At 68.3% G+C, this 23,591-nt stretch carries 21 protein-coding genes and 1 pseudogene; 10 read left to right on the plus strand and 12 right to left on the minus strand.

Features of this window, described 5'->3' with window-relative positions:
• Positions 1-941: 941 nt before the first annotated feature.
• Together MFF58_RS23510 and MFF58_RS23515 are read left to right on the plus strand one after the other, a co-directional pair.
• On the plus strand, positions 942-1,244 hold the full coding sequence (locus MFF58_RS23510; RefSeq protein ID WP_238291424.1) for a hypothetical protein: 303 nt from the start codon (positions 942-944) through the stop codon (positions 1,242-1,244).
• Between the two features lie 962 nt (positions 1,245-2,206).
• Entirely contained in the window at positions 2,207-2,419 is a 213-nt protein-coding gene (locus tag MFF58_RS23515) for a hypothetical protein (RefSeq protein WP_238291425.1), read from the plus strand.
• 77 nt (positions 2,420-2,496) lie between these two features.
• Here MFF58_RS23515 and MFF58_RS23520 read toward each other — a convergent pair whose 3' ends face one another.
• Both MFF58_RS23520 and MFF58_RS23525 read right to left on the minus strand, forming a co-directional pair.
• Positions 2,497-3,000: a YciE/YciF ferroxidase family protein gene (locus MFF58_RS23520; protein ID WP_238291426.1), complete on the minus strand. Its 504-nt coding sequence runs from the start codon at positions 2,998-3,000 to the stop codon at positions 2,497-2,499.
• Between the two features lie 214 nt (positions 3,001-3,214).
• Positions 3,215-3,376, minus strand: coding sequence for a hypothetical protein (locus MFF58_RS23525; RefSeq protein ID WP_238291427.1), 162 nt, complete (start codon positions 3,374-3,376; stop codon positions 3,215-3,217).
• 327 nt (positions 3,377-3,703) lie between these two features.
• Between MFF58_RS23525 and MFF58_RS23530 the strand changes: the two genes are divergently transcribed.
• Entirely contained in the window at positions 3,704-4,219 is a 516-nt protein-coding gene (locus MFF58_RS23530) for a phenylacetaldoxime dehydratase family protein (protein ID WP_238291428.1), read from the plus strand.
• Between the two features lie 27 nt (positions 4,220-4,246).
• Here the strand turns inward: MFF58_RS23530 and MFF58_RS23535 are convergent, their stop codons facing one another.
• A complete protein-coding gene (locus MFF58_RS23535) occupies positions 4,247-4,891 on the minus strand; it encodes a DUF4142 domain-containing protein (RefSeq protein WP_238291473.1) in 645 nt (214 codons plus the stop codon).
• 150 nt (positions 4,892-5,041) lie between these two features.
• A complete protein-coding gene (locus MFF58_RS32345; protein ID WP_279602971.1) occupies positions 5,042-5,173 on the minus strand; it encodes a hypothetical protein in 132 nt (43 codons plus the stop codon).
• 362 nt (positions 5,174-5,535) lie between these two features.
• On the opposite strand from MFF58_RS32345, the gene MFF58_RS23540 reads away from it, so the two are divergent.
• Positions 5,536-5,913, plus strand: a complete 378-nt coding sequence (locus MFF58_RS23540; RefSeq protein WP_238291430.1) for a hypothetical protein — start codon at positions 5,536-5,538, stop codon at positions 5,911-5,913.
• A gap of 29 nt (positions 5,914-5,942) precedes the next feature.
• Here the strand turns inward: MFF58_RS23540 and MFF58_RS23545 are convergent, their stop codons facing one another.
• The 5 genes from MFF58_RS23545 to MFF58_RS23565 form a co-directional block, all read right to left on the minus strand.
• Positions 5,943-6,203, minus strand: a complete 261-nt coding sequence (locus tag MFF58_RS23545; protein ID WP_238291432.1) for a hypothetical protein — start codon at positions 6,201-6,203, stop codon at positions 5,943-5,945.
• A gap of 146 nt (positions 6,204-6,349) precedes the next feature.
• Positions 6,350-6,556, minus strand: coding sequence for a hypothetical protein (locus MFF58_RS23550; protein ID WP_238291433.1), 207 nt, complete (start codon positions 6,554-6,556; stop codon positions 6,350-6,352).
• A gap of 107 nt (positions 6,557-6,663) precedes the next feature.
• A complete protein-coding gene (locus MFF58_RS23555; RefSeq protein ID WP_238291434.1) occupies positions 6,664-6,822 on the minus strand; it encodes a hypothetical protein in 159 nt (52 codons plus the stop codon).
• Positions 6,823-7,152: 330 nt separating this feature from the next.
• Positions 7,153-7,389, minus strand: coding sequence for a hypothetical protein (locus MFF58_RS23560; RefSeq protein WP_238291435.1), 237 nt, complete (start codon positions 7,387-7,389; stop codon positions 7,153-7,155).
• Between the two features lie 29 nt (positions 7,390-7,418).
• Complete coding sequence (locus MFF58_RS23565; protein ID WP_238291436.1) at positions 7,419-8,141, minus strand: cache domain-containing protein; 723 nt, start codon at positions 8,139-8,141, stop codon at positions 7,419-7,421.
• Positions 8,142-8,725: 584 nt separating this feature from the next.
• Between MFF58_RS23565 and MFF58_RS23570 the strand changes: the two genes are divergently transcribed.
• Positions 8,726-10,012: a hydantoinase/carbamoylase family amidase gene (locus tag MFF58_RS23570; RefSeq protein WP_238291437.1), complete on the plus strand. Its 1,287-nt coding sequence runs from the start codon at positions 8,726-8,728 to the stop codon at positions 10,010-10,012.
• 13 nt (positions 10,013-10,025) lie between these two features.
• Here MFF58_RS23570 and MFF58_RS23575 read toward each other — a convergent pair whose 3' ends face one another.
• On the minus strand, positions 10,026-11,345 hold the full coding sequence (locus MFF58_RS23575) for a dihydroorotase (RefSeq protein ID WP_238291438.1): 1,320 nt from the start codon (positions 11,343-11,345) through the stop codon (positions 10,026-10,028).
• Positions 11,335-12,039, minus strand: coding sequence for an aspartate/glutamate racemase family protein (locus tag MFF58_RS23580; protein WP_238291439.1), 705 nt, complete (start codon positions 12,037-12,039; stop codon positions 11,335-11,337). The genes MFF58_RS23575 and MFF58_RS23580 overlap by 11 nt, the downstream gene beginning before the upstream one ends.
• Positions 12,040-12,185: 146 nt before the next feature.
• On the opposite strand from MFF58_RS23580, the gene MFF58_RS23585 reads away from it, so the two are divergent.
• Positions 12,186-13,652, plus strand: a complete 1,467-nt coding sequence (locus MFF58_RS23585; RefSeq protein ID WP_238291440.1) for an amidohydrolase family protein — start codon at positions 12,186-12,188, stop codon at positions 13,650-13,652.
• A 13-nt stretch (positions 13,653-13,665) separates the two neighbouring features.
• On the opposite strand, the gene MFF58_RS23590 is transcribed toward MFF58_RS23585, so the two are convergent.
• The gene (locus tag MFF58_RS23590) at positions 13,666-15,258 is read right to left on the minus strand and encodes an ABC transporter substrate-binding protein (protein WP_238291441.1); all 1,593 of its coding nucleotides are present in this window, start codon (positions 15,256-15,258) and stop codon (positions 13,666-13,668) included.
• 1,379 nt (positions 15,259-16,637) lie between these two features.
• Between MFF58_RS23590 and MFF58_RS23595 the strand changes: the two are divergent.
• From MFF58_RS23595 to MFF58_RS23610, 4 genes and pseudogenes are all read left to right on the plus strand, one after another.
• Positions 16,638-19,907, plus strand: a pseudogene (locus MFF58_RS23595) (efflux RND transporter permease subunit).
• Complete coding sequence (locus tag MFF58_RS23600; RefSeq protein WP_238291443.1) at positions 19,907-21,295, plus strand: efflux RND transporter periplasmic adaptor subunit; 1,389 nt, start codon at positions 19,907-19,909, stop codon at positions 21,293-21,295. The pseudogene MFF58_RS23595 and the gene MFF58_RS23600 overlap by 1 nt, the downstream one beginning before the upstream one ends.
• Positions 21,296-21,471: 176 nt before the next feature.
• On the plus strand, positions 21,472-22,152 hold the full coding sequence (locus MFF58_RS23605; protein ID WP_238291474.1) for a response regulator transcription factor: 681 nt from the start codon (positions 21,472-21,474) through the stop codon (positions 22,150-22,152).
• Entirely contained in the window at positions 22,139-23,524 is a 1,386-nt protein-coding gene (locus MFF58_RS23610; RefSeq protein ID WP_238291445.1) for a sensor histidine kinase, read from the plus strand. Before MFF58_RS23605 ends, MFF58_RS23610 begins: the two co-directional genes overlap by 14 nt.
• Positions 23,525-23,591 lie beyond the last annotated feature (67 nt).

Here is a 23,591-nt window from a genome sequence, read left to right on the forward strand (position 1 = left end):
CGCCGGTCCAGGTGAACACCGGGACGGGGGTGAACACCGGCGGCGGGGCGGCCCGGCGCGGCAGGTCGGCGGCCGAGGCGGCAGCGGTCAGGGCCGTGAAGGCGGCGAGTGCAGTCAGCAGCTTGGTCATCGGGGTCCGTCCAACGTTTCGATCTGACGATAAAGCTACCGATCCCTGACGAAATTGGCTGTAGTTTTACGGACACACCGATCGATGATGCGGCATGACCGCATAGTAAACCGTCGGTGAACGTGGATCAGCTAGGGGCAATACATCGCGCTATGCGCGGCTGAGCGGCACAACATCTTGGTGTCGCTTTGGTTGCAGCCTGTCGCCGAGTTGTCCGAGGGGTGTTGCGGCGAGGGCACAATCGGCGGGAGCCGCGGCTCTAAAAAGGAGTGCGCCTCATCGGGGACTTCGCCCCGTCCTGCCGATCCGGCCCGAGCACCGCTACTTCTGCCCCATTGGCTGGCCGCAGGGACAGATGGTGTGCCACCGCGGCGACGGCCGCTGGTGGGACGCTGAGGTCAATCGCTGGCGCGGTGGATGGGCCGCCGCATTCGGGCACATCAGGGGCGGACAAGCTCGGTCGCGCTCGCCGGATCCGGATCATCCTGGCGACACCGCATTGGGATCACGACACCGCCAACAACGCCGACGCCAACCTCGCAGTCTTGTGCCGGCGCTGCCACAGGATCCACGATCAGCCGGAGCATCGGCGGCGGTGACGCACGCTGTTCCGGCGCAGGGCGCTCGGCGACCTGTTCGGCGGCCCGTATGCCTGAACACGTCACTGTGAGGACCCCGTAGGGATCTCGTTAACGAGCCCGTCGCACCCTGACCGTGGTCGCTCATCCGCGGCCGCACCGGCCCGTGCCGGTGGATCGCCCCCACCCTGCTGATGTGCGTGGGGGCGTCTGCACGTGGTGGAGATCAAGGGATGCGTGGATCTGTTAAAGCCGCTGGCGCTGCTGCCCTGGTTGCTCTCACGCTATGTGGCACGATGCCGGTCGCCCAGGCCGGCGGCGGCATCGGGGTCGGCGGCGCGGTCGCACTGGGCGCGATCGGCGGCCTGGCCGTCGGCGGCGCCATCGCGTCGGCCAACAACGGTTACTACCCTGGCCGGCCGGTCTACCGCGCCCCGCCGCCGGTCTACGTCGAGGAAGTCTGCCACGTTGAGCGTCGCGGCTACATCGATCCCTACGGTGTCGAGCACATCCGCCGCGTTCGCGTCTGCGAGTAACACCGCATCCACCCGCTGAGCGGAGGCTGCGCGCCTTCGGAGGGGCCGTGCCTTCGCCGCGGCAGCGGGACTCCTCGGGATCAGCTACGGTGCAGGCGTCTCCCTGAGGCGCCCTCCATGCTCGTCCCGGCGCTCACCGTCCGCCGATGCCTGCCGCTCGGGCTCAGGCTCGCCAGTCTTGTGGTCCCGCCCGGCAGCGTCGCCGGGACTGAGTTTCAGAATGCGACGAGCGACTTGGCCTTCGCCCTGTCGGGCACAGCATCGGACCGCGTCCCGTGAAGACCCGCGCGGCGCTCATCCCGGGCCCGGCCCTGCTCCTCCGCTTGCAGGCGCGGAACCGGCCTCGACCCGGGCGGTCGACCCGACTGATCTGTCGACCACGGAGCCGCGTGGCACGGATGCGTGCGCGCGGCTTATGGTAGATGCCCCGAGCGTGGCAGCCGAGCCGGCGGCTTGCGTACTGCGCTGGGCGAATGCACGGCGCACGAGGGCGCCTATGTTGCCGCCTTGAGGGCAGTCCGTCCGGATCACGCCGACATGCCCATGCATGGCTGGGCACCGACGAGGGCGGCATATGTCGCCGTCGTGGTGGGCCCGGTGAAAGCCTGGATCAAGGCGCTGCGGCACTGATCGGACCGGGAGCCAGGGTAAGCGACCCCTTCATCAACTGTGCGCAAAGGCACGGAACGCCCTAATCCTGTCGCCCGCGTGGACGTTCTACCGGCACGCCCACCGGAAACTGGCGGCCATGCTGATCCTCAACCCACTCACCGGCCAGACTGTCGAGATCGTCGTGCCTCCGCCATGGTCCAGGACGGCTTGAGATCGCAGCAGCTTACGCCCATCTCTGATAGGACGGGCGCGCAGGACGGCCATAGGTCGGGCACCTTCGCCTACAGGCTGCCGCCCCTTTCTGACACGCCCTGCACAGGCCCCGCTCTGATTGAGCGGAACGCACACCCATGACGCTATCTGATCTCAACAAGCCCGCGGACCTCACCCTCTGGTCCAGCCATGACCCGGCCCACACCGTGCAGAGCCGTCGCTTCCCGACGTTGCGCGCGGCACTCGCCGCTGCAACCCAAGCGATGGACACCAGCGACGCCCGGCCGTGGATCATCACGGACGCCGGCGACATCCTGGCGCCGAGCTGGATCACGTCACATCGCCTGTAGTGGCCGTGGGCCGGCGCCCGCGGAGTCCAGTTTTCCCGCCGCGCCGGCCCTCACGCGACTGCCCGACCTAGACCGTACTAGGCAGCCTTCTGGTTGATCTTGCTCTCGGCCATGGCGGTCAGCTTCTGATCCGTGGCCTTCTCCTCATCCAGCGTCTGCTGCAGCACGCCGGCGCAATCATCTCGGCCAAGCCGTTTCGCCCAGGCGATCAGGGTGCCGTATTTCGTGATTTCGTAGTGCTCTACGGCCTGAGCCGAAGCCACCAGCGCCGCGTCGAGCACTTCCTTGTCGCTGATCTCGCCTGCGGTCTCGTTTGCCTCTTTGATGATGCCGTCGATGGCCGGGCAATCGACTGCCTTCGGCTTCTGACCATGCATCTGGAATACCTGTTCAAGGCGCTTGATCTGGCCTTCAGTCTCCTTCAGATGCGCTTCGAAGCCTTGCTTGAGTTGCGGATTGGTGGCCTTGCTAATCATCTTTGGCAAAGCCTTCGTAATCTGCTGCTCGGCGTAATAGATGTCCTGTAGCTGATGCACGAACAGCTCGTCCAAAGATTTGATATCGGATGTAAACAGGCCCATGGCTGCCTCCTGAAAATTTATTCGGTTATCGTTTCCACGGCGACAGATGATCAGTCTGCGCGCTTATGGAGGAAACGGTCCGGAGGGAGGCGATGTTCCTGCTGAGCCCGATCACTGCACGGTCCAGGGCTCCCCAAGGGGCAATTTCTCTAAGGTAGGGCTGGCATGAAGAGCGTAACAGGAGTTCTGTCCTGCAACCGGCAGATCTGCGACATCAACCCAACGAGCCGACTGCGGGCAAATCCCGATCCGCAGAGGGGCGGTGCTTGGTGATCTGCACCCGCGGCAGCCGCGCCATCGCTTCCCTGTAGCCCGGCACGACAGCCTCAGGCACGAGGACAACGCGTGCAGCGGCACGGTCTTTCAGGGTGGACATAGGGTACTCCGTTCAGCGCAGGGCCAAGCCCCGTGTGCGCTGCAACGGATATGGGGTGCGCCGCGGCATGCCGCTGCCGCGCGCGACGATGTGCCGGCCCTGCCAGTTGCGCCACGATCGCCCCGAGCACCGACGGCGGCACACGCTGTCCAGGCGCAGGGCGCTCGGCGACCCGTTCGCCGGGTCCCTACGCCTGAATCATTACCTGCCTGATACCGCCTGCGGATTGCGCCCACGCGGATAATCAGGGCTCAAGTGGGTGCTGGATCATTGGCACGAGGGCAACGCTCGGATACTGGTTGTCGCTGCGTATCCGGGAGAAAGGCCATGGAACATGGCGGTCGAAAGGTTGTTCCGGATTTCTCCGCCTATCCAGACATGGTTGTAATCTACCTGGGGATGAAGGTTCGGGCGCTCTACGGTGTGAAGGCGCTCCTCGGATTTGGTCCTAAGATCGAGAGGGCGGGTGCTGGAATGCCGGACGGCCTGCTGCACTATGAAAACAACATCATATTCAGCTTCCGCCCGCTGCATGTCGGTATGCGCTGGTACTGGCGCGACATGAATAGCCTGATCGCCTGGGCAAAATCTGAGCCGCACCGGCAGTGGTGGAAGGACTTCCTGCGAGATACCCGAGGCGTCGGCATCTGGCACGAAAGCTACCACATGCGCGGGGGGATGGAGGCGATCTACGGGGACATCACCCAGCCTGTGGGCTTCGCTGCCTTCATGCCGATGCACGAAGCGCGCGGTTCAATGGCCGCGCGCCACCGAGCTCATGCCAAGTCCGACCTGGCCGATCTACCGCTGGAGAACCTTCCGGACGCGCCCACCATCGGCTGAGCCCATCCAGTCGTCACCATCACCCTGCTAGCCATCAGCCCGTCCCTGCATCCGCGACAGCTGGGAGATGTGCAGGTTGATCAGCGGCAGCGCACCGCGGGCGACGCGGCGCAGCCCTGGATCCTCGCCGGACTGAGCATAGGCGCCATGGATGGCGAGCGCCTCCTGGTGGCCCTGCAAGGAGTTGGCGACGAAGGTGGCGTCGTACTGCGGGCCTGGGGGCATCGCGGTCAGCTGGGAGAGAATCTGCGCCTTCTGCGCGTCCGTGGTCATACCGCTGGGCGGCGGTGCGATCCCGAGCGCGCCGCCTGCCACGCCGGCGGCGGTGCCAACCGCAGCCACTGGCGCAGCAACGAGGCCGCCGATCAGGCCCCCAGGACCGGCCGGTGCAGCCGCCATCGGAGCACCACCCGTGTAGGCGCCGAGCTTGCGCGAGAGGTTGACCTGCTCAATCACTTCCGCCCGGGAGAACTTCTTGACCGCCGGGTTCGTCGTCTTCTCGTGCGCGTCACGGGCAGTGTTCTCGAGGAACAGGCCGCCGGTGGTGGCCATCTGAAGGTAGACGCTCGACGGGATCGCGCCGGCCGGGGTGACCTGCGCAACGGCAGTACGCGTGATGGCCAGGGCGGCGGTGGCGCCCAGCATCGTGGTGAGGATGTCGCGACGGTGCATCATCGGATGGCTCCGGGTCGTGAGAGAGGACACCGCGGCGCCAAACGTCGCTGTGGTGCCACTCCCGCGAACCGGACGACCGTGCTCAGGTATCCCGGCGTGCAGCGGCTGGGACAAACCGCCACGCATCACCGCCGGATCGTGGACGCCTCAATCGCTGCTTTCACCGTGTCCAACGTCGTCGCCGGCATCGAGCAACCAGCCGAGCAGATCGAGGCCGACATCGCCGGCTTCATCGCCGACAGGCTTGCCCAGCGCCTCACGTGGGGGCTGCGCCCGCACCTCGGCGAACAGCTCGCGGGCGGCCGGTCCAAAGCCTCGTCCGACAGCACCCGCTCGCGCCCGGCCGGCATGAGTGTATCCCCTTGCCGCGAGCGGGCCGCTCGGCCCCGCCCCGATCTGTTCACGGGGCGGGGGAGCGTCCGATCTCACCAGCGGTCGGGCCGATACGCGACGCGGCCCACAGGCAGGGTGCCAGAGCCGGGTTATCGAACCGGCCGCCGCGTTCGCTGGTGCTGTGTCCCAGATCAGGCCGCCTGTGATGCGCTCCGGCAACGCATCGGCCGGCTTAGTACTGCGTATCCCGCTCGATAAGGAGACATGGGCCGCTATTCTGATCGGCCCCAGTTCGTACGGACAGGCACATGGCGGACGGCCAAGCACGCATTCAGCATGGATCGGTTCGAGGCGAGGCCCTCGTCGCGGCCTGGAACCGCTCGGATCGGGCTTACGTCATCGACCAGCTGGCCGAGACGGTGCGGCTGGAGGCCGCCCGCCCGAAGATGCCGGAGCCGGCCGCTGTTTTCCGCCTGACCACCAGGGCCGAGTTTGAGGCGGAGTTGGAGGCGTATCCTGGGCCGCTGCCGGTCTTCAGGATCGTCGGCCTGTTCGAGGACCCCCGTACCCTCTGTCTGGTGCTTGAGGATGCTGACGGCGACACGCTGGCGGTAACGATCGAGATGGATGAGGCGGACAAGATCGCCTGTATCGTGAGCTACAGGCCGAGGGCCGAGGAGGCCTGATGCGGGTCGATCGCGCGCCGCCGAGCGCGTCAGTCCACCCCGCAAGCCAGCAGATCGCGCCGGCGCTGCTCGGAGTTCCCCTGGGCCTCGTCCTGCCAGCTGACTTCAGGCGGGTCGGAATCGGTCCTGACCGGTCGCTCGCCGGGCATGTAGAGGCTGCGGGGATCGGCAGGCAGCGCGCCCGTCGTCTCGGGATCCTGATTGCAATCACGCGCCGGCTGATGGGCTTGTGCGACGGCGGGGCCCGCGCACACGGCCAGCGCCGCGGCGATCGCGAGTAGTTTCCTCATGGGGTGTTCCTGATCAGCCAGCGTACGCACACATTCCGAACCCCCAGCGGAAACGGGGTAGGGCCCGCGGACTTAATGCAAGGCTTCGGACGCCAGCCACGTCCACGTCGGCAGGGCAGACATGCGTGGCCAGCCTCGCCGCTCGGTCACGGGTCGGCGGGGGTCTGTGTCGTGCCTGAACGGCAGCCGAAATACGTGACGCGCTCCAAGCCGGTTTCGGGAATGTGATGCGGGACGGCGTGACCGGCCGCGATCAGCACGAGGCCGGCCACTGCGAGCGCCACGCCGGCGGCCATGGGAGAGAAGGGATCCCGGCGGTCGGCCAAGCTGCGCGCTGCGACGCGCTCGTTCATCCGCCCGCTTGACGCCTCACACCAGCGCGAGGCCCAAAGGTTGCGCCCCGTTCACCGCCTCAGCCTATCGGTCGCTTCTCGGATTCGGAGAGATCAAGCCTGAGGTCTTACCTGAACAGCGGCAGGCCTGATCCGAGAAGACCCAGGCCGATCACGATGAGACTGCCACCCGTCCGCTCCAGAAGCGCGCTGCGCTGCGGCACCCTCAACGCGCCTGCGGCCAAGCCGAGGCCGAGGCCGAGACAGATCAGGCTCAAAAGAGGCATCGCTGGACTCAACGAGGGCAGGACAGCAGCGGCATGACTGCAGCATGCGGGAGGAGTCAGACAATTACCCCACCAATATCTAACCCCAAATTTGCGAATGTGCCTGAATTGGCTTCTAACTACCCACTAAAAATACATATTAGCTGCCATTTCATCAGACTTTCGTGCGGCTTGCCGGTTCTGACGGAAAACCTTCCAATTGCGACGTGCGGTGCGGGTCGGTTCGCTTGGAGCGATCGACGGCTTCCGACCTCAAGCAGGCCTCGTGATCGGGTGTTGAGCGTCGGATTGTGGTCGCGGGAACCCAGCGCCGTCGCCGAGCCGACGCGGTTACCTGCACGCAAGGCCCGCTTCGGCTGCAGGGGGCCATGCGGCAGTCGCGTCGAGGGCACCCGCATCGATGCAGATGTCCTCAGGGGTCCAAGCGAGGAGCAGCCCGGCGGCGAGCAGTGCTGCGACGCCCACCAGCACGATGCTGACGCGCTCTGGGTTGAACCAGCGAGTTTGCAGTACCGCACAGCCGCAGGTGAAGGCAGCCGCCTCCGTCAGCGGTAGAAAGCTGGCCATAGACAAGGTGAGGACCTCTTCAGCCCAGGCTACTGGGCAGCCGCCGCCTTCGGCACGGTGGGCGTCAGCGCCGTCGCAGCGGCTGCCAGGTTACGCCGGGCTTCCGCGACCGCAGCAGCCTTCGCGTCGCTCTGCGCGTTCAAGGCTTCCAGGAAGGCGGTCCAATCGGCCTTCGCTGAGGCCGGGATCTCGCCGTCGAGTTTCGCCCTCAGGCTCGCTACCCGCGCCTCAGGGGTAGTTGCCTGCGGTGCTGCCACGTCGGCATCGTACACGCCCACGGCGCACATCTGATCGCCCGCTCTCGTGTAGTACGTGGTCTTCGGTTCCTCGATCGTGCCGCCGGGTTTCGGGAACAGGTAACGGATTGAGGAGATCTGCCCGGACTTGGCCGTCTCCAGCATGGTCTTGATGAAATAATTGCCGGTTTTGTCGTGCAGGTCATGGACGTCATGGCCCTGCAGGATCGGATTGGGATGGGCGTTCATCATCCCGTCCGGTCCGACACAGAACACGTAGGTGTCGGCGGTGCGAAAGCCGTCCGTTCCCTTGGTGAACTTGATCAGTGCGGCAGCTCCGTCGCGGTCGACGGTCGCCACGACGCGCTTGAGCATCCACTTCGCACCCATCTCAGCGCCGGAACCACTGTCATCACAGGACAAACCCGCTTCGCTGTCGCCACAGGCCAGAACCGGGGTCGTTGCCACGCTCCCCACCAGGATAAGGACAACGAGTACCGAAGTTCTGGTGATCATCGCGGAACTCCGAAATCTGGTTTCATTCCCGGATCTGCAGCATAAGAGGCGGATCTCGGCGGGCTTGCAAGGTGCAAAAACAGGCATCACGCGTTCGTCATGCCGTCCGATCACAGACCGCCGCCGCATAGCTGTCCGCGCGCCACCACCCGCGAGGCTTCTCATGGGGTCGCTTCGGTCGAGGTCGCCCGCTGCCCCGGGCACCCTCGTCCCGGTTCCGTGTCCACGCCCTGCCTCCGTGGATCTCCCCTATCCGCGGGGTGAACCGTCTTGCCCCCTATGCTGCCGAGCCGCGCAGGCGCCCCGGATCGATCGGCCCGCCGGAGCCATTGCAGCCACTCCCGGCTGCTGATGCGGATCACCTTCGGATCCGATTTCCGGGCCCGGTGACGCACTCCAAGGTGCCCGGTGGTGAAGCGCCTCGCCAGCGCGGGCGGCATCGGACCGGGGCGAGCCAGCCGGCGGCGGCGCTGATGCGGGCCCGGCCCGCGCCTGCGGCAAGGATCCTTCCGGCGTGGGCGGCACGGAAGTGGCAGGGTGGCGCCGTCGCGGCCGCCCCGGAGCCGCGCACCGGGAGCGTCGGGATGGGCAGGGTATCGGCGATCGCCACCGCGGTCCGCGCGCAGCGTCACCGGGTCGAGGCGCTGTTCGAAGAGCTCGCCCGGTGCGGCCGGACGGATCCCGGGTTCACGCGGGCCTCCTACAGCCCGGAGGAGACCGCGGCGCACGCGGTGGTGACGCGCTGCGCCGCCGATCTCGGCCTCGCGACGGATCGGGACGCGGCCGCCAACACCACGATGACGCTGCCCGGACGGGACCGGAGACTGCCGCCGATCCTGATCGGCTCCCATCTCGATACCGTGGCCCACGGCGGCAACTTCGATGGGGCCGCCGGGGTGGTGGCCGGCCTCGCCGCCGTCGCGGCCATCCGCGCGATGGGATTGACCCCGGCGCGGGACATCACCGTCCTGGGCATCCGCGCCGAGGAGAGCGTCTGGTTCCAGGTCTCCTACATCGGCAGCCGGGCGGCGCTCGGATCCTTGCCCGACGGGGCGCTCGACGCGGTCCGGATCGACAGCGGCCTCAGCCTCGCCGCCCACATCACCCGGGAGGGCGGCGACCCCGACGCGCTGCGCAGCGGCCCGCCCGCCCTCGACGCCGACGCGCTCCACGCCTTCCTGGAGGTCCATATCGAGCAGGCGCCGAGCCTGGAGGAGGCGGGGATCCCGGTCGGTCTCTGCACCGGGATACCCGGCAACGTCCGCTACCCCGACGTCCGGATCCGCGGGCGCTACGACCATGTCGGGACGCCCCGCCGCTTCCGCTGCGACGCGGCCATGGCGGGCGCCGAGATCGCCCTGGCCCTCGACCGGGTCTGGGCGGACCGCGAGGCGGCCGGCTGCCCGATGGCTGTCACCTTCGGCCGGTTCCACACCGACGCCGCAGCCCATGGCCTGACGACCGTCCCGGGCGAGTTCCGCTTCAGCCTCGATATGCGCGCCTACACGCCCGAGGCGCTGGCGGGGCTGGAGGAGGCGTTCCTGGCGGCCGTGGCGGAGATCGCGGCGCGCCGCCGCGTCACGGTGGCGCTCGGGCCGCGTGCCGAGGCGGGTGTCGGCGCCGTTGCGCCTCGGATCCGCGACGGGCTCGCGGCGGCGGCGGACGCGCTCGGCATCGCGACGCGGCCCCTCGGCAGCCCGGCCTCCCACGACGCCGCCGCCTTCGCCAAGGCCGGCGTGCCGATGGCCATGCTGTTCGTGCGCAACGCCAACGGCAGCCACAATCCCGACGAGGCCATGGCGATCGACGACCTCCTCGACGCCGTCGCGATCCTCACCGCCTGGCTGGTGGAGGAGACCTGCGGCGGTTGAGGGCAGGCCCCCGTCAGGCGAGGAAGCGCGCGTGGTCGCCGATGGGCGCCCCCAGGACCGTATCGTCGCGCATGACCGGGCGGCCGCGCACGATCGTGGCGATCGGCCAGCCGACGACTTCGGTCCCGGCGAACGGCGTCCAGCCGCAGGGCGAGACGATCCAGGATTCCTCGATCCTGCGGCGGGCCTTCAGGTCCACGAGGGTGAAGTCGGCGTCGTAGCCGGCGGCGATCCGGCCCTTGCCGACGAGGCCGTAGACGCGGGCCGGCCCGGCCGCCATCAGGTCGACCAAGCGCGCCAGCGACAGCCGCCCGGCCGCCACGTGGTCGAGCATGATCGGCACCAGGGTCTGGACCCCGGTGAGGCCGGCCGGGCAATCCGGCCAGGGCTGCTCCTTCGCGGCCCGGGCATGGGGCGCGTGATCGCTGCCGACCGTGTCCACGGTCCCGTCGCGCACGGCCGCCCAGGCCGCCGCCCGGTGACGCTCGCCGCGGATCGGCGGGTTCATCACGCCGAAGCCACCCAGCGTGTCGTAGCAGTCCGGCGCCGCCTGGGTGAGGTGGTTGACCAGCACCTCGACGGTGGCGACGTCGCGGAAATCGCGCAGGTAGGCGAGTTCCTCGGCCGTGGAAACGTGCAGGATGTGGGCCGCCCGCCCGGTCCTGCGGGCGAGCGCCATGAGGCGCCGCGTGCCCAAGTAGGCGCATTCCGCGTCGCGCCACTCCATGTGGGTCCGGTAGGGCTGGCCCCGGCTGAACAGCGGCTTGCGGGCCTGAAGCCGCTCCTCGTCCTCGCTGTGGAAGGCGATGCGCCGGTGGCCCGCGCGCATCGCCCGCTCGAGGTGCACGTCGTCCTCGATCATCAGCGCCGCCGTGGAACTGCCCGCGAAGACCTTGACGGCGCAGACCCCCGGCTCGCGCTCCAGCGCGGCGAGCGCGTCGAGGTTGGTCTTCGTGCCGGCCACGTAGAGGCCGATGTCGCACCAGCTCCGGCCCGCCACGTAGTCGCGCTTCCAGGCGAGGCGCTCGGTATCGGCGATCGGCGGGACGGTGTTGGGCATGTCGAACAGGGTGGCGATCCCCCCCAGCACCGCGGCCCGCGTGCCGGTCTCGATCGTCTCCACCGCCGGGTCGCCGGGATCGCGCAGGTGGACGTGGCTGTCGATCAGGCCGGGCAGGACGTGCAGGCCCGCTGCGTCGACCACCGCCTCCGCGGTGGCCCCGGCCGGAACCGCGAGGGCCGCGATGCGCCCGTCGCGGACGCCAAGATCGATCGCCTCGGTGCCCCAGGGCGTGACGCAGGTGCCGCCGCGGATCAGGAGCTCATAGTGCATCGCCGGGTCCTTCCTCTGGGGCCGATCGGAGCAGAACCGCCCCGAGGGCCGCCGCCACCGCCTGCTGACACGGCTCGACGACCGGCCGCCCGATGGCCCGCTCGACGGCGGCCCGGTGCGGTGCCATGCCGGCGCAGCCGAGCACGACCGCGTCGGCGTCGTCGCGCTCGACCAGGGTTCGGGCCGCCGCGACGAGGCGGTCCCGAATGGCTGCGCCCGCCGTCTCGTCCGCCTGCGCCTCCACCGGCCGGCTGCCGGCGAAGCGCTCGCCGAGGCCCATCTGGCGGACCATCCGGCGCTGGCGCCGCACGCTGCCCTCCGACAGGGCGACGATCCCGAAGCGTTCGCCCAGGGTGAGCGCGCGGAGGATGCCCCATTCGGCGATGCCCATCACGGGCCGGCCCCCGGCGACCTCACGGGCGGTATGCAGGCCCGGATCGCTGAAGCAGGCGCTGACGAAGGCGTCCGCCGCATCCGCCACGATGCGCCGGGCGAGCGGCATCACCACGGAATCCGCGTCCTGCTGAGACGCGATGCTCACCGGACCCTCGGGCAGGTCCGTCACCGCGATGGCCGGGCCGCCGGCCAGGCGCAGCGGCGCCAGCGCCGCGTCGATGGCGGCCGTCACCGCCCGGGAGGCGTTCGGGTTGATGACCAGGATGCGCGGGACTCCGGTGCTGTCGCCGTGATGCATGTCGCTGTCCTGCGGAACCCACGCGAGGGCCTGCCGCTGACGACAGCGGCCTGCGCGAAGCGAAACTCGGGCCGCGCCGCGCCCCGAGGCACGCCCGATCGGGCACCGATCTTGCCCGCCCCGGCGGCGCAAGGGAGAGGTCAGCGATGCACGACGAAGCTGCAGACGGGGCGACGGGCGTCACGCGGGTAACCGGGGCCCGGTGGGTCGTCGCCTGGGATCCCGAGAGCGGCGGGCACGTCTACCGCACCGGCGCGGATGTCGTGTTCGCGGACGGCGTCCTGACCCATGTCGGCCCGGGCTACGGGGGGCCTGAGCCGGTCCGGACCATCGACGCCTCCGGCTGCATGCTCATGCCCGGCCTGGTCGACATCCACACGCACCTGTTCTCGGAGCCGATGAACAAGGGCATGTGGGACGAGGTCGGCAGCCAGCGCCTCTACAACACCTCGCTCTACGAGTACCTGCCGATCCTGCGGCCCGACGCGGAGGGCACGCGGGCCGCCTACGGCGTGGCGCTCGCCGAACTCGCCCTGTCGGGCGTCACCACCGTCTGCGACCTCGCCCTGCCGAGCGCGGGCTGGCTCGACCTCCTCGGCGCCTCGGGCCTGCGCGTCTGCATCGCCCCGATGTTTCGGTCGGGGCGCTGGCTCACCCGGAACGGCCACAGTGTCGCGTACGAGTGGGACGAGGCGGCAGGCTATCGCGGCCTGGAGCAGGCGCTCGCCGAGATCGAGGCGGCGCAGAAGCACCCGAGCGGGCGCCTGTTCGGCATGCTCTGCCCGGCGCAGGTCGATACCTGCACGGCGGAGCTGCTGCGGGACGCCCATGACCAGGCGGTCCGGCGCGACCTGCGCTTCCACACGCACGCGGCGCAGTCCCTGTCGGAATTCCACGAGATCACCCGCCGCACCGGGATGACGCCGATCGAGTGGCTCGACGACCTCGGCGTGCTGACCGAGCGCACCATCGTGGGCCACGGGATCTTCCTGGACGACCACCCCTGGACCCACTGGCACAGCCCCGGCGCGGACCTGCGGCGGCTGGCCGAGCACGGCGCCACGGTTGCCCATTGTCCGACGGTCTTCGCCCGCCGCGGCATCGCGCTCCACCATTTCGGCCGCTACGTCCAGGCGGGCATCAACATGGGCATCGGCACCGACGTCTACCCGCACAACATGCTCGATGAGATGCGCCTCGTCTCGTACCTTGCCCGGGTCGTGGCCGAGAACCCGCGCGACACCCGCGCGACGGACGTATTCCACGCGGCCACCGTGGGGGGCGCCAGGGCGCTCGGGCGCACCGACATCGGCCGGCTGGAGCCGGGCTGCAAGGCCGATTTCGTGCTCGTGGACTGCGCGCATCCGGCCATGCGGCCGTGCCGCGATCCCGTGCAGTCGCTGATCTATTCGGCCGGCGACCGGGCGGTCCGGCAGGTCTTCGTCGGCGGTCGCGAGATCGTGCGCGACGGGCGCGCCCTGACGATCGACTACGCGGCCGCTGCTGCCGCCCTGGAGGAAGCGCAGGGCCGCGCACTGGCGCAGGTCCGGCAGCTCGACTGGGCCGGGCGCAGCCCCGACGCCCTCGCGCCGCCGACCTTCCCGGGGCTGTGACGCCCCGGGCCTCTCAGGCGGGCCGCACGTTCCAGAAGGTCGGGAACCCGTCGAGGATGCCGGCAAGGCCGGAGCGGTAGGCGGTCGGCTGCAGGTACTGGCCCAGCGGGTAGTAGGGCACGTCCTGCATCGCCTGGAGCTGGATGTCCCGGCAGAGGGCGGCGCGGGCGGCCTCGTCCGGGGCTGTGAACCACGCGTCGCGTAAGGACTCGATCCGCGGGGTCGTGGCCCAGCCGGCATAGCCGCTCTCGCCGGTGCCGCGCAGGGCGATGTAGCCGGCGGGATTCAGCCAATCCATGCCCGACCAGTTGGTCACGAAGGCGCTCCAGCCGCCCTCGGAGACCGGCCCCTTGCGGTTGCGCCGCTGCAGCATCGCGTTGAACTCGACCGCGTAGACCTCGACGTTCATGCCGACCCTGTGCAGCAGGTCGGCCGCCACCTGGCCGAGCGCCAGCAGCGGCGCCGAGTTCGACGGCACCATCAGCAGCACGGTCTCGCCGGCGTAGCCGGCGGCCTTCAGCTCGGCGCGCACCCTGGCCGGATCGCGCGGACCGTTGAGCGGCCCGAGCCCGTCCGGCGAGGCCATCGGGGTGTCGGGGCAGAAGAAGCCGAGGGGCACGTGGAACAGGCTGGGATCGTCCACGCCGACGACGCCCTGCATGCAGGCGGTCTGGTCGATCCCACCCCAGAGGGCCCGCCGGATCGCCGGGTTGTCGAAGGGCGGCTGCAGGTGATTGACCCGCAGCATCGTGACGAAGCCCGTCGTGTCGAGCACGCGGGTGGTCACGCCCTTCGCGGCCTTCAGCAGCCCAAGCTGGTCGTGCGAGGCGTATTCCTGCCAATCGGCCTCTCCGGCGATCAGCGCCGAGGTCGCCGTGGACGTGTCGCCGATCACGCGCCACTCGACCCGGTCGTAATGGACGATCTTCGGACCCGACGTCCAGGTGAGCGGCCCGTCCCCACGAGGCACGTAGCCCTCGAAGCGGGTGTAGACCGTACGGTCGCCGGGCACGCGCTCGTCCGCCTTGAAGCGGAACGGTCCCGACCCGATCAGCTCGGGTACCTGCTGGAACGGGTCGGTGGCGGCGAGGCGCTCCGGCATCATGGCGCAGACCGGCACCGAGGCCTTGCCCAGCGCGACCGGCAGGAGCGGGAACGGCTGCTTGAGCTGAAACCGGATGGTCCGGTCATCGAGCGCTGAGAGCTCGTCCGTCATCGCCATGAGCGAGCCGCCGAACGGATCCCGCTTGGCCCAGCGCCGCAGGGAGGCGACGCAGTCGCGGGCGAGCACGGGCGTGCCGTCGTGGAAGCGCAGGCCCTCGCGCAGGGTTAGGTCCCAGCGGCGCCCGTCCTCCTCGATCCGGTGGCCCGCGACCATCTGCGGCGTGGCGCGGTAGGCGCTGTCCATGCCGTAGAGGGTGTCGAAGACCATGTAGCCGTGGTTGCGTGTGATGTACGCGAACGTCGTCACCGGATCGAGGGTGACGAGATCCTGCTGCGGGATGAAGCGCAGGGTCGTAGCGGTCTCCGCGCGGACCAGGGATGGTGCCGCGACAGCGCTCGCCATGAACGCTCCGGCTCCTTGCAGCAGCGTACGCCGCTTCATCAGACAACTCCCACTCTACTCGGGCGGCCATCGGACAGCCGCTCGCGGTGGCCCGGTGTGATCACCGCACCCGACGACCCGCAGGCTTGCAGGAACGAGGCCGCGGCCCAGCCGAAGAGAGGTCGCCTTCGCATTCCGGTCGGTCCGTCCACGACAGAGGACCACACCCCACCGTCCGGTCGGGTGGCTCGCCGGTCCGAAACCGGTCGGACGGCTTTCGGCCACACGACGCCATGCCGGATCGCCGATCAGCGCAAAACCTGTCGTTCGGCTTGTCGCCCGATCCGCCTGTTCAGCGGCCTCTCGCGAAGCCTTGAGAGCGGACATGTCCGGCGCCGCAGGATCCTGAACTCGGTCGGCTTCGTGGCACCGGACAGGGCGACAGGATCTCGGAGCACCGGTCTCGGGCGCGGAGAGTGGGTGGTCGGAGTTCAGACGGCAACCGACCTGTCCTACGGAGAAGCATGGTGCCGTGTCCGCTCGAACCGGTCGGCACAGGGCTTGTCGAAAAGCGCGCACGGTGGCTGAGCGCCCCACGGCTCTGCCAGCATGGGTTGTTCGCCCCTATCGCCGAGCGCGTGACGCTGGGAATACTGCGATCGCGGGTCGAAGTAGGGGTCCGACGTGTAGCTGCTCATGAACGCGCCGCCGGCAGGCATTTCGCTCTCGGACCAGGCCGGCGTGACGAGGCCGGACAAGGCAACGCAAATCAGGACGCTTATCGTTCGCTGGTTGATCATCGGTTCGTCTCGAACAGACCAGATCTGCAAAGCCTTGGGGCGCCGGGGCGATCTGTTCCGGAGACATCGCTGATCGGTATCTCGGGATCGGGCAGCACCCATCAGCGGCCGTTCAACCGCGCACGCCGAACTCCGGATGCGGGCCGAGATATCGTGAAGGTGCCTGCTTCAGCGTGGCAGAACTAGGCTGATACTCTGATGCTGTCAGTCATGGCGCGGTGTGATGACGAAGGCCGACGACCGGAAGATCGGTTGCTTGGCCCTCGGCCATCTAGGACATCCGCCCGATGGACCGCAAATGAATACAGCGCTAAATTATGAAAATAATAACATTTTTTAAAGAAGATCTTTCTTGTTCAATGCTGTCGCCCGTGGGCAGCTCAGGCGTCGGGGGCTGCGGGCTCCACCCGAGTCACAGTTCTTGAAAAATCGGCCCTATTTTTTTCAAATTAAAAATTGCTTCAAGATGTAAGGGCGAATTCATTCGAAGCACTGTCGGGAGTGATTTATAGCGTCGTGGAGCCGGGCATGAGCCCCGCTCGTCCTCCACAACGCAAGCCTCATTCTGCCACATTAAACCGAGGCCGAGGACGGGGCCCGGAGATCCGCAGGATTCGGGCGACAAGCGCGATTGGCAGCATGGATCTCGTTCGGTTCGCCCTGAAGTTCCGCAAGAGCTTCTATGTTCTTGCCGTCCTCATGTTCCTCGCCGGCATCGGCTCGATCGCGGTGGCGCCGAAGGACGTGCTGCCGTCCGTGGACATACCGGTCGTCGTGGTGGTCTGGACCTATAACGGTCTCGACGCCGCCGACATGGTCCAGCGCATCACGAACTACAGCGAGTTCTCGCTGTCGAGCAACGTGAACAACATCCGGCGGATCGAGTCGACGTCGATCCAGGGGACCGTGACCGAGCGGATCTACTTCGATTCCGCGGTCAGCATCGATCTCGCGATGACGCAGGTCGATTCGGCCATGAACGCCATCCGCTCGCGGATGCCGCCCGGGGTGCAGCCGCCGGTGATCATGCGGTTCTCCGCGTCGTCGGTGCCGGTCATCCAGATGGCCCTGTCGTCGTCCACGCTGCCGCTCACCACGGTCTTCGATTACGCCCAGTACCGGACCCGCCGGCGGCTCGCCGAGGTGCCGGGCTCGACCCTGCCGTCGCCTTACGGCGGCGCGCCGCGTCAGGTGATGGTCGACCTCGACCCGGCCAAGCTGCGCGCGATCGGCATGACGCCGCTCGATGTCCTGAATGCGGTGCTCAAGCAGAACCTCGTCGTACCCTCCGGGCTCGCGAAGATCGGGACGCAGCAATACACAGTCCGGCTCAATTCGAGCCCGCTTCTCGTCGATCAGCTCAATCGCATCCCGATCAAGGTCGAGAACAACCAGCCGGTCCTGCTGCGGGACGTCGCCCAGGTGCGGGACGGCTCGCCGCCGCAGATCAACATCGTCCGCGCCGACGGTCACCACTCCGTCCTCCTGCAGGTGCTGAAGAACGGCGCAGCTTCGACCCTGGACGTCGTGAACGCCGTCAAGGCCGCCCTGCCCGACATCCACGCCGCCGCGCCGAAGGGCATGACGATCACGCCGCTGTTCGATCAGTCGGTCTTCGTCTCGGACGCCATCTCCGACGTGGTGCGCGAGGCGGTCATCGCGGCCGGCCTCACCGGCCTCGCGATCCTGCTGTTCCTGGGCTCGTGGCGCTCGACCCTCGTGGTGCTCGTCTCGATCCCGCTCTGCATCCTGACCTCCCTGTCGATCCTGGTCGCCATCGGGCAGACCATCAACGTGATGACCCTGGGCGGCCTCGCGCTCGCGGTCGGCATCCTGGTGGACGACGCCACGGTGGCGATCGAGAACACCTATCGGATGTTCGAGGAGGGATTCCCGTTTCGGCGCTCGGTGGTCGAGGGCGTCGCGGGCATCGCCAAGCCGGCGCTGATCTCGACACTGGCGATCTGCTCGGCCTTCTCGGCGGTCTTCTTCCTCACCGACGCCCCCCGCTACCTGTTCGTCCCGCAGGCCGAGGCGGTGGTGTTCGCGATGCTGACCTCCTACCTGCTGTCGCGGACGCTCGTCGCCATCCTGATCGACGTCCTCGTCGCCCCGGAATACGCCCGGCATCACGGCGGCGCGGAGCCTGCAATCGACGGGATGGCGCCGCAGCGACGGCGTTCGGTTCTCGGCCGGCTGCTCGGCGTCGCGCGACGCCCGCTCCTCTGGGGATTCCGGTATCCGCTGCGCGGCGCCCTGGCCTTCCGGGGGGCGTTCGAGCAGGGCTTCACGCGGTTCCACGCGGGCTATGTCGGCCTCCTCTCCGCCGTGCTCCGCCACCCGGGCCGCGCCCTGTGCGGCGTGCTGTCCGTCCTCGCGGTGACCGCAGCGATCTTCCCCTTCGTCGGGCAGGACTACTTCCCACAGATCGAATCCAGCCAGATGACGCTGCATATCCGCACCCGCCCGGGTCAGCGGATCGAGCAGGCGGAGAAGCGGTTCGCGTAGGTCGAGGACGTCGTCCGGCAGGTCGTCCCGAAAGATGAGCTCGGACTCATCCTGGACAATATCGGCCTGCCGGCGTCGAACTATAACTTTGCGTTCATGGACGCATCGTTCGTCGCCTACAATGACGGCCAGATGCTGATCAACCTGAATGGCGAGCACAGACCGATCGCGTTCTACCAGGCGCGCCTGCGCAAGGTCCTGCGCGATGCCTTCCCGGACGACGTCTTCTATTTCCAACCCTCCGACATCATCACGCAGATCCTGAATTTCGGCACGATCGCGCAGATCGACGTGCAGGTCTCCGGACGCCACGACGCCGACGATCTCGCCGTGGCCCGCGATCTCGTGCGCCGGATCTCGGCGGTCCGCGGGGCGGTCGACGTCCACCTTCACCAGATCGTCGACGCGCCGCAGATGTCCGTGAATGTCGACCGCAGACTCGCCTCGGAGATGGGCGTCAGCGAGCAGTCCATCGCGCAGAACATGAATGTCTCGCTGTCGGGCTCCTTCCAAGTCAGCCCGAACTTCTGGGCCGATCCCAAGTCCGGGATGCCCTATCAGCTCTGGGTCCAGACGCCGGAATGGCGCAATGCCGACATCGACCAGCTGATGAATACGCCGGTCTCGGTCCACGCGACCGGCCATGACAGGCCGGGCATTCCGATCCTGCTGTCGAACATCGCCACGATGCAGCGGCAGCCGGAGCAGACGGTGATCAATCACGTCAACCAGCAGCCGACCCTCGACATCCTCGCCAACGTCCAGAACACCGATCTCGGCAGCGTCCGCAATGCCGTGGATGGGATCGTCGCCGACGCGCAGGCCCGTCTGCCGGCCCCGGACAAGATCCTGGTTCGCGGGCAGATCGAGAGCATGGAGGGCGCCTTCGCGCGGATCGAGATCGGGCTCGGGATCGCGCTGGTGGCGGTCTACCTGCTGCTCGTCCTGAACTACCAGACCTGGGTCGATCCCTTCGTGGTCATCGCCGCGCTGCCGCTCGCCTTCTGCGGCATCGTGATGAGCCTGTTCATCACCGGCACGGCCTTCTCGATCCCGGCCCTGTTCGGGGCGATCATGTCGGTGGGCGTCGCGAGCGCGAACTCGATCCTGCTCGTCACCTTCGCCAAGGAGCACCGGGAGGCCACGGGCTGCTCGGCGCGCGAGGCCGCCCTGATGGCCGGCCACACACGGCTGCGGCCGGTGCTGATGACCGCCTCGGCGATGTTCCTCGGCCTGATCCCGATGGCGATCGGATCGGGGGAGGGCGCCGAGCAGAACGCCGCCCTCGCCCGCGCGGTCATGGGCGGGATCGGCATGGGCACGCTCTCGACGCTGCTCTTCGTCCCGCTCCTCTACACCCTGCTCCGGCACAACCCGATCAAGCCCCTCGAGGATTATTGATGCGCGCAGATTCCGAGGCTCACGCGTTCGACGCCCACGAGGCCGCCGAGCGGGCGCATCGCCACGCCGTCGAGATCGATCCCCTGCGGCAGGACGGGGCTGGGGAGAGGCTGGCGCACGCCGATCTGCCGCCCCCGCGCAAGCGGCCCTTCCTGGTGGCTGCCCTGGCGCTCGGAAGCGCCCTCGGCCTCGGCGGCTGGCACCATTGGCAGGCTTACCAGGCCTCCCTGGTGACCCAGGCCGAGACGGCCGACTTCGTCCCCACGGTGCGCACCCTGTCGGCCACCGAAGACGGTCAGCCGATGACGCTGACCCTGCCGGGCCAGACCGAGGCCTTCGACCATGCCGACATCTTCGCCCGCGCCACCGGCTACATCGCCGAGCGCCGGGTGGATATCGGCTCGCGGGTGAAGAAGGGCGACCTGCTCGTGCGCATCGCCGCCCCCGATCTCGACCAGCAGGCGCGCCAGGCCGAGGCCCAGATCGGCCAGTTCCAGGCCCAGCTCGCCGTCGCCCGCGCCGATGTCGAGCAGGCCAAGGCCAACGTCACGCTGGCCAACGCCACCGACGCCCGGACGTCGACGCTGGCCGGACAGGGCTGGGCCTCGAAGCAGAACGCCGATCAGACCCGAGCCGGGATGCTGACGGCCACCGCGGCCCTGACCGCCGCCAACGCGAAGGTGAAGGTCGCCGAGGCGAACATCACGGCGCAGCAGGCCAAGGTGGACCGGCTGCGGACGCTGGCCACGTTCGAGAACGTGGTCGCGCCCTTCGACGGTGTCGTGACCGCCCGCATGGTCGATGTCGGCGACCTCGTCCACGCCGATTCCGGCAGCGGAACACCCCTGTTCTCCGTCGACAGCACGGATGTTCTGCGCGTCACGGTGCAGGTGCCGCAATCGGCGGCGGTGGGCATCCATGACGGCGTCCAGGCCCGCGTGCGCGTCGCGCAGATGCCGGATCACGTGTTCGATGGGACGGTCTCGCGCAGCTCGGTCGCCTTGCGCTCCTCCGTGCGGACCCTCGATACGGAGGTCGACGTCAAGAACCCTGACGGGGTCCTGCGTCCGGGCCTCTACGTCGCCGTGACCTTTGCGGTGCCGCGCACGCATCCCCGCGTGACCGTGCCGTCCGAGGCGCTGATCTTCGACGCGACGGGGACGCGCGTCGCGGTGGTTCAGCCCGACGACACGGTGCAGCTCCGCCCGATCACGATCGCGCGCGATCTGGGCACACGGCTGGAGCTGCGCGCCGGGCTCGCGAGCGGCGAGACGGTCGTCCTCAATCCTCCCGCGACCCTCCAGGACGGCGCCCGGGTCGTTCCGAAGGGCGATTCCGCCGCGAGAGCGCCCGCCGCCAAGCTCTCCGAGCAGGCCAGTGCGGAGTGAGGCGCATGGTCCGGTCTCCTCACGATCTCGTAGGCTTTGCCGGCCAAATGACGCATTCCGCCAGCGCAGACCAACCGATATTTGACAGCGGACCTGAAGAGGATAATTCCGTCTCCCCTGCAAAGCCGCAGGAGATCGAGCCGAACAGCCGAATACAAAATAAGAAGGACAAAAGAATGCCCAGTGTATTGGTCGTCGAGGATGATCGCCGCGTCGCCGCCGAGATCGGTTCGGCGCTGACGGAATACGGCTTTCAGGTCGACGAGGCGCCGAGCGGGACAACCGGTTTGCGGAAGGCGCTGGAGGGCAACTTCGACGTGATCGTCCTCGATCGCATGCTGCCGGAGATCGACGGTCTGTCGCTGCTCACCAAGCTGCGCGCCGCCAAGGTCTCGACGCCCGTGCTGATCCTCAGCGCGCTCTCGGCCGTCAACGAGCGCGTCGACGGCCTGCGCGCCGGCGGTGATGATTATCTCGCCAAGCCCTTCGAGTTCATCGAACTGACCGCTCGGGTCGACGCGCTGGCCCGCCGCAAGATGGCTGCCGAGACGGTCAACGAACTGGTCGTCGGCGATTTGCGCCTCGACCTGATCGAGCGGGTCCTGCGCTGCGCAGGCCGCGACATCGAACTGCTGCCCAAGGAGTTCGCCATCATCGAGTTCCTGATGCAGAACGCCGGCGTGCTGGTCAGCCGCAAGATGATCTTCGAGTCGGTCTGGGGCTACAGCTTCAACCATCAGTCGAGCGTCATCGACGTGCACATCGGGAAGATCCGTAAGAAGCTCGATCCCGACGGTCTGAATCCCCGGATCCACACGGTGCGCAACACGGGCTTCATCCTCCGTGCGCCTTCTTGAGGTTCGCCGCACCAGCGGCTTCCGGGTCGCGAGCCTGTTCTTCGCGACCTTCGGGGGCGCGTCGCTCGCCCTGTGCGGCTTCCTGTACGTCGATACGCGCAGCTACGGCCGCAAGGCCGCCTTCGAGTGGGTGGAGTGGGAGTCGAAGCATCTCCTGAACCTGCCCCCCCGGGCCTTGCGCGAGCGCATCGACGCGTCGGAGGATTTCGCTGAGGGCGGGCGCCCGCTCGTGCTGTTCGGACCGGATCACGCACGCCGCGCCGGCGCACCGATCCCCTACCCGGCGACGGCGCCGATCGGGCACCCTTTCGTCCTGACCCAGCAGACGGAGCACGGGACGCGCACACTGTTCAGCGAGCTCACGCGGCTGCCGAGCGGCGAGTACGTTCTGGTCAGCCGCTCGGCCAAGGATCTCCAGTCCCTCGAGAACGCCCTGGTCGAGACCTTCTCCTGGGGCATGGCGGCCACCATCGTCATCGGCCTGATCGGCGCCGTGATCTTCGGTGTCGGATCGCTCCGTCAGAACGACGCGATCACCTCGGCGGTGGTCCGCATCATGCGCGGCGACCTGAGCGAACGGCTGCCGACGCGCGGCGTCTCGGCCGACCTCGCCCACCTCACCCGCGTGGTGAACGACATGCTCGACCAGCTCGAGCGGCTGATGCTGGAGATCAAGGGCGTCAACGAGAACATCGCCCACGATCTGCGGACGCCGCTCACTCGGGTCGTCGGGACGCTGGAGCGGTCCCTGCGCAAGGCCCACAGTGTCGAGGCGTTCCGCGCCTGCAACGAGGACGTGCTCGCCGAAGTCAAGTCGATCGTCATCCGGTTCTCGGCGTTGCTGCGCATCTCCGAGATGGAGGATCGCCTGCGCCGATCCGGCTTCACGCAGGTCGACCTCAGCCGGCTGCTTGAGGATGCCGTGGAGTATTACGAGCCGCTCGCGGCCGAGCGGGGCATCCAACTCCGGTGGACGCGGCCTGACGGCGCCTCTGAGGTGGAGGGTGACCGCAGCCTGATCTTCGAGGCCGTGAGCAACCTGATCGACAACGCCCTGAAATTCACCCCGTCCGAGGGCTGGGTCGAAGTCGCGCTCCTGCAGACTCCCACGGCCATCCGCGTCACGGATAACGGCTGCGGCATCCCGGCGGAGGAGCTGACCACAGTCCGAGCCCGGTACCGCCGCGGCGCGTTCCGGGCCGACAAGAGCGGGTTCGGCATCGGGCTGAGCTTGGTCGATTCGATCGCGCGGCTGCACAGCGCGGTCTTCGACATCGCCAGCGACGGGACTGGCTGTCGCGTCACGCTGCTCTGGCCCCATCAGGGCCCTGAATCCCTTGGTCTCGGCGCGGCCTTGATCGAGGCCGTCTGAGGCCCGCGCCGTTTCCGGTCGGCACCCTACGGGGATTGGCGTCGCCTGCCGCTGCCGCGGCAGGCGA

Origin of the sequence: Methylobacterium longum, from assembly GCF_022179385.1 — a bacterium.
Classification (GTDB): domain Bacteria; phylum Pseudomonadota; class Alphaproteobacteria; order Rhizobiales; family Beijerinckiaceae; genus Methylobacterium; species Methylobacterium longum.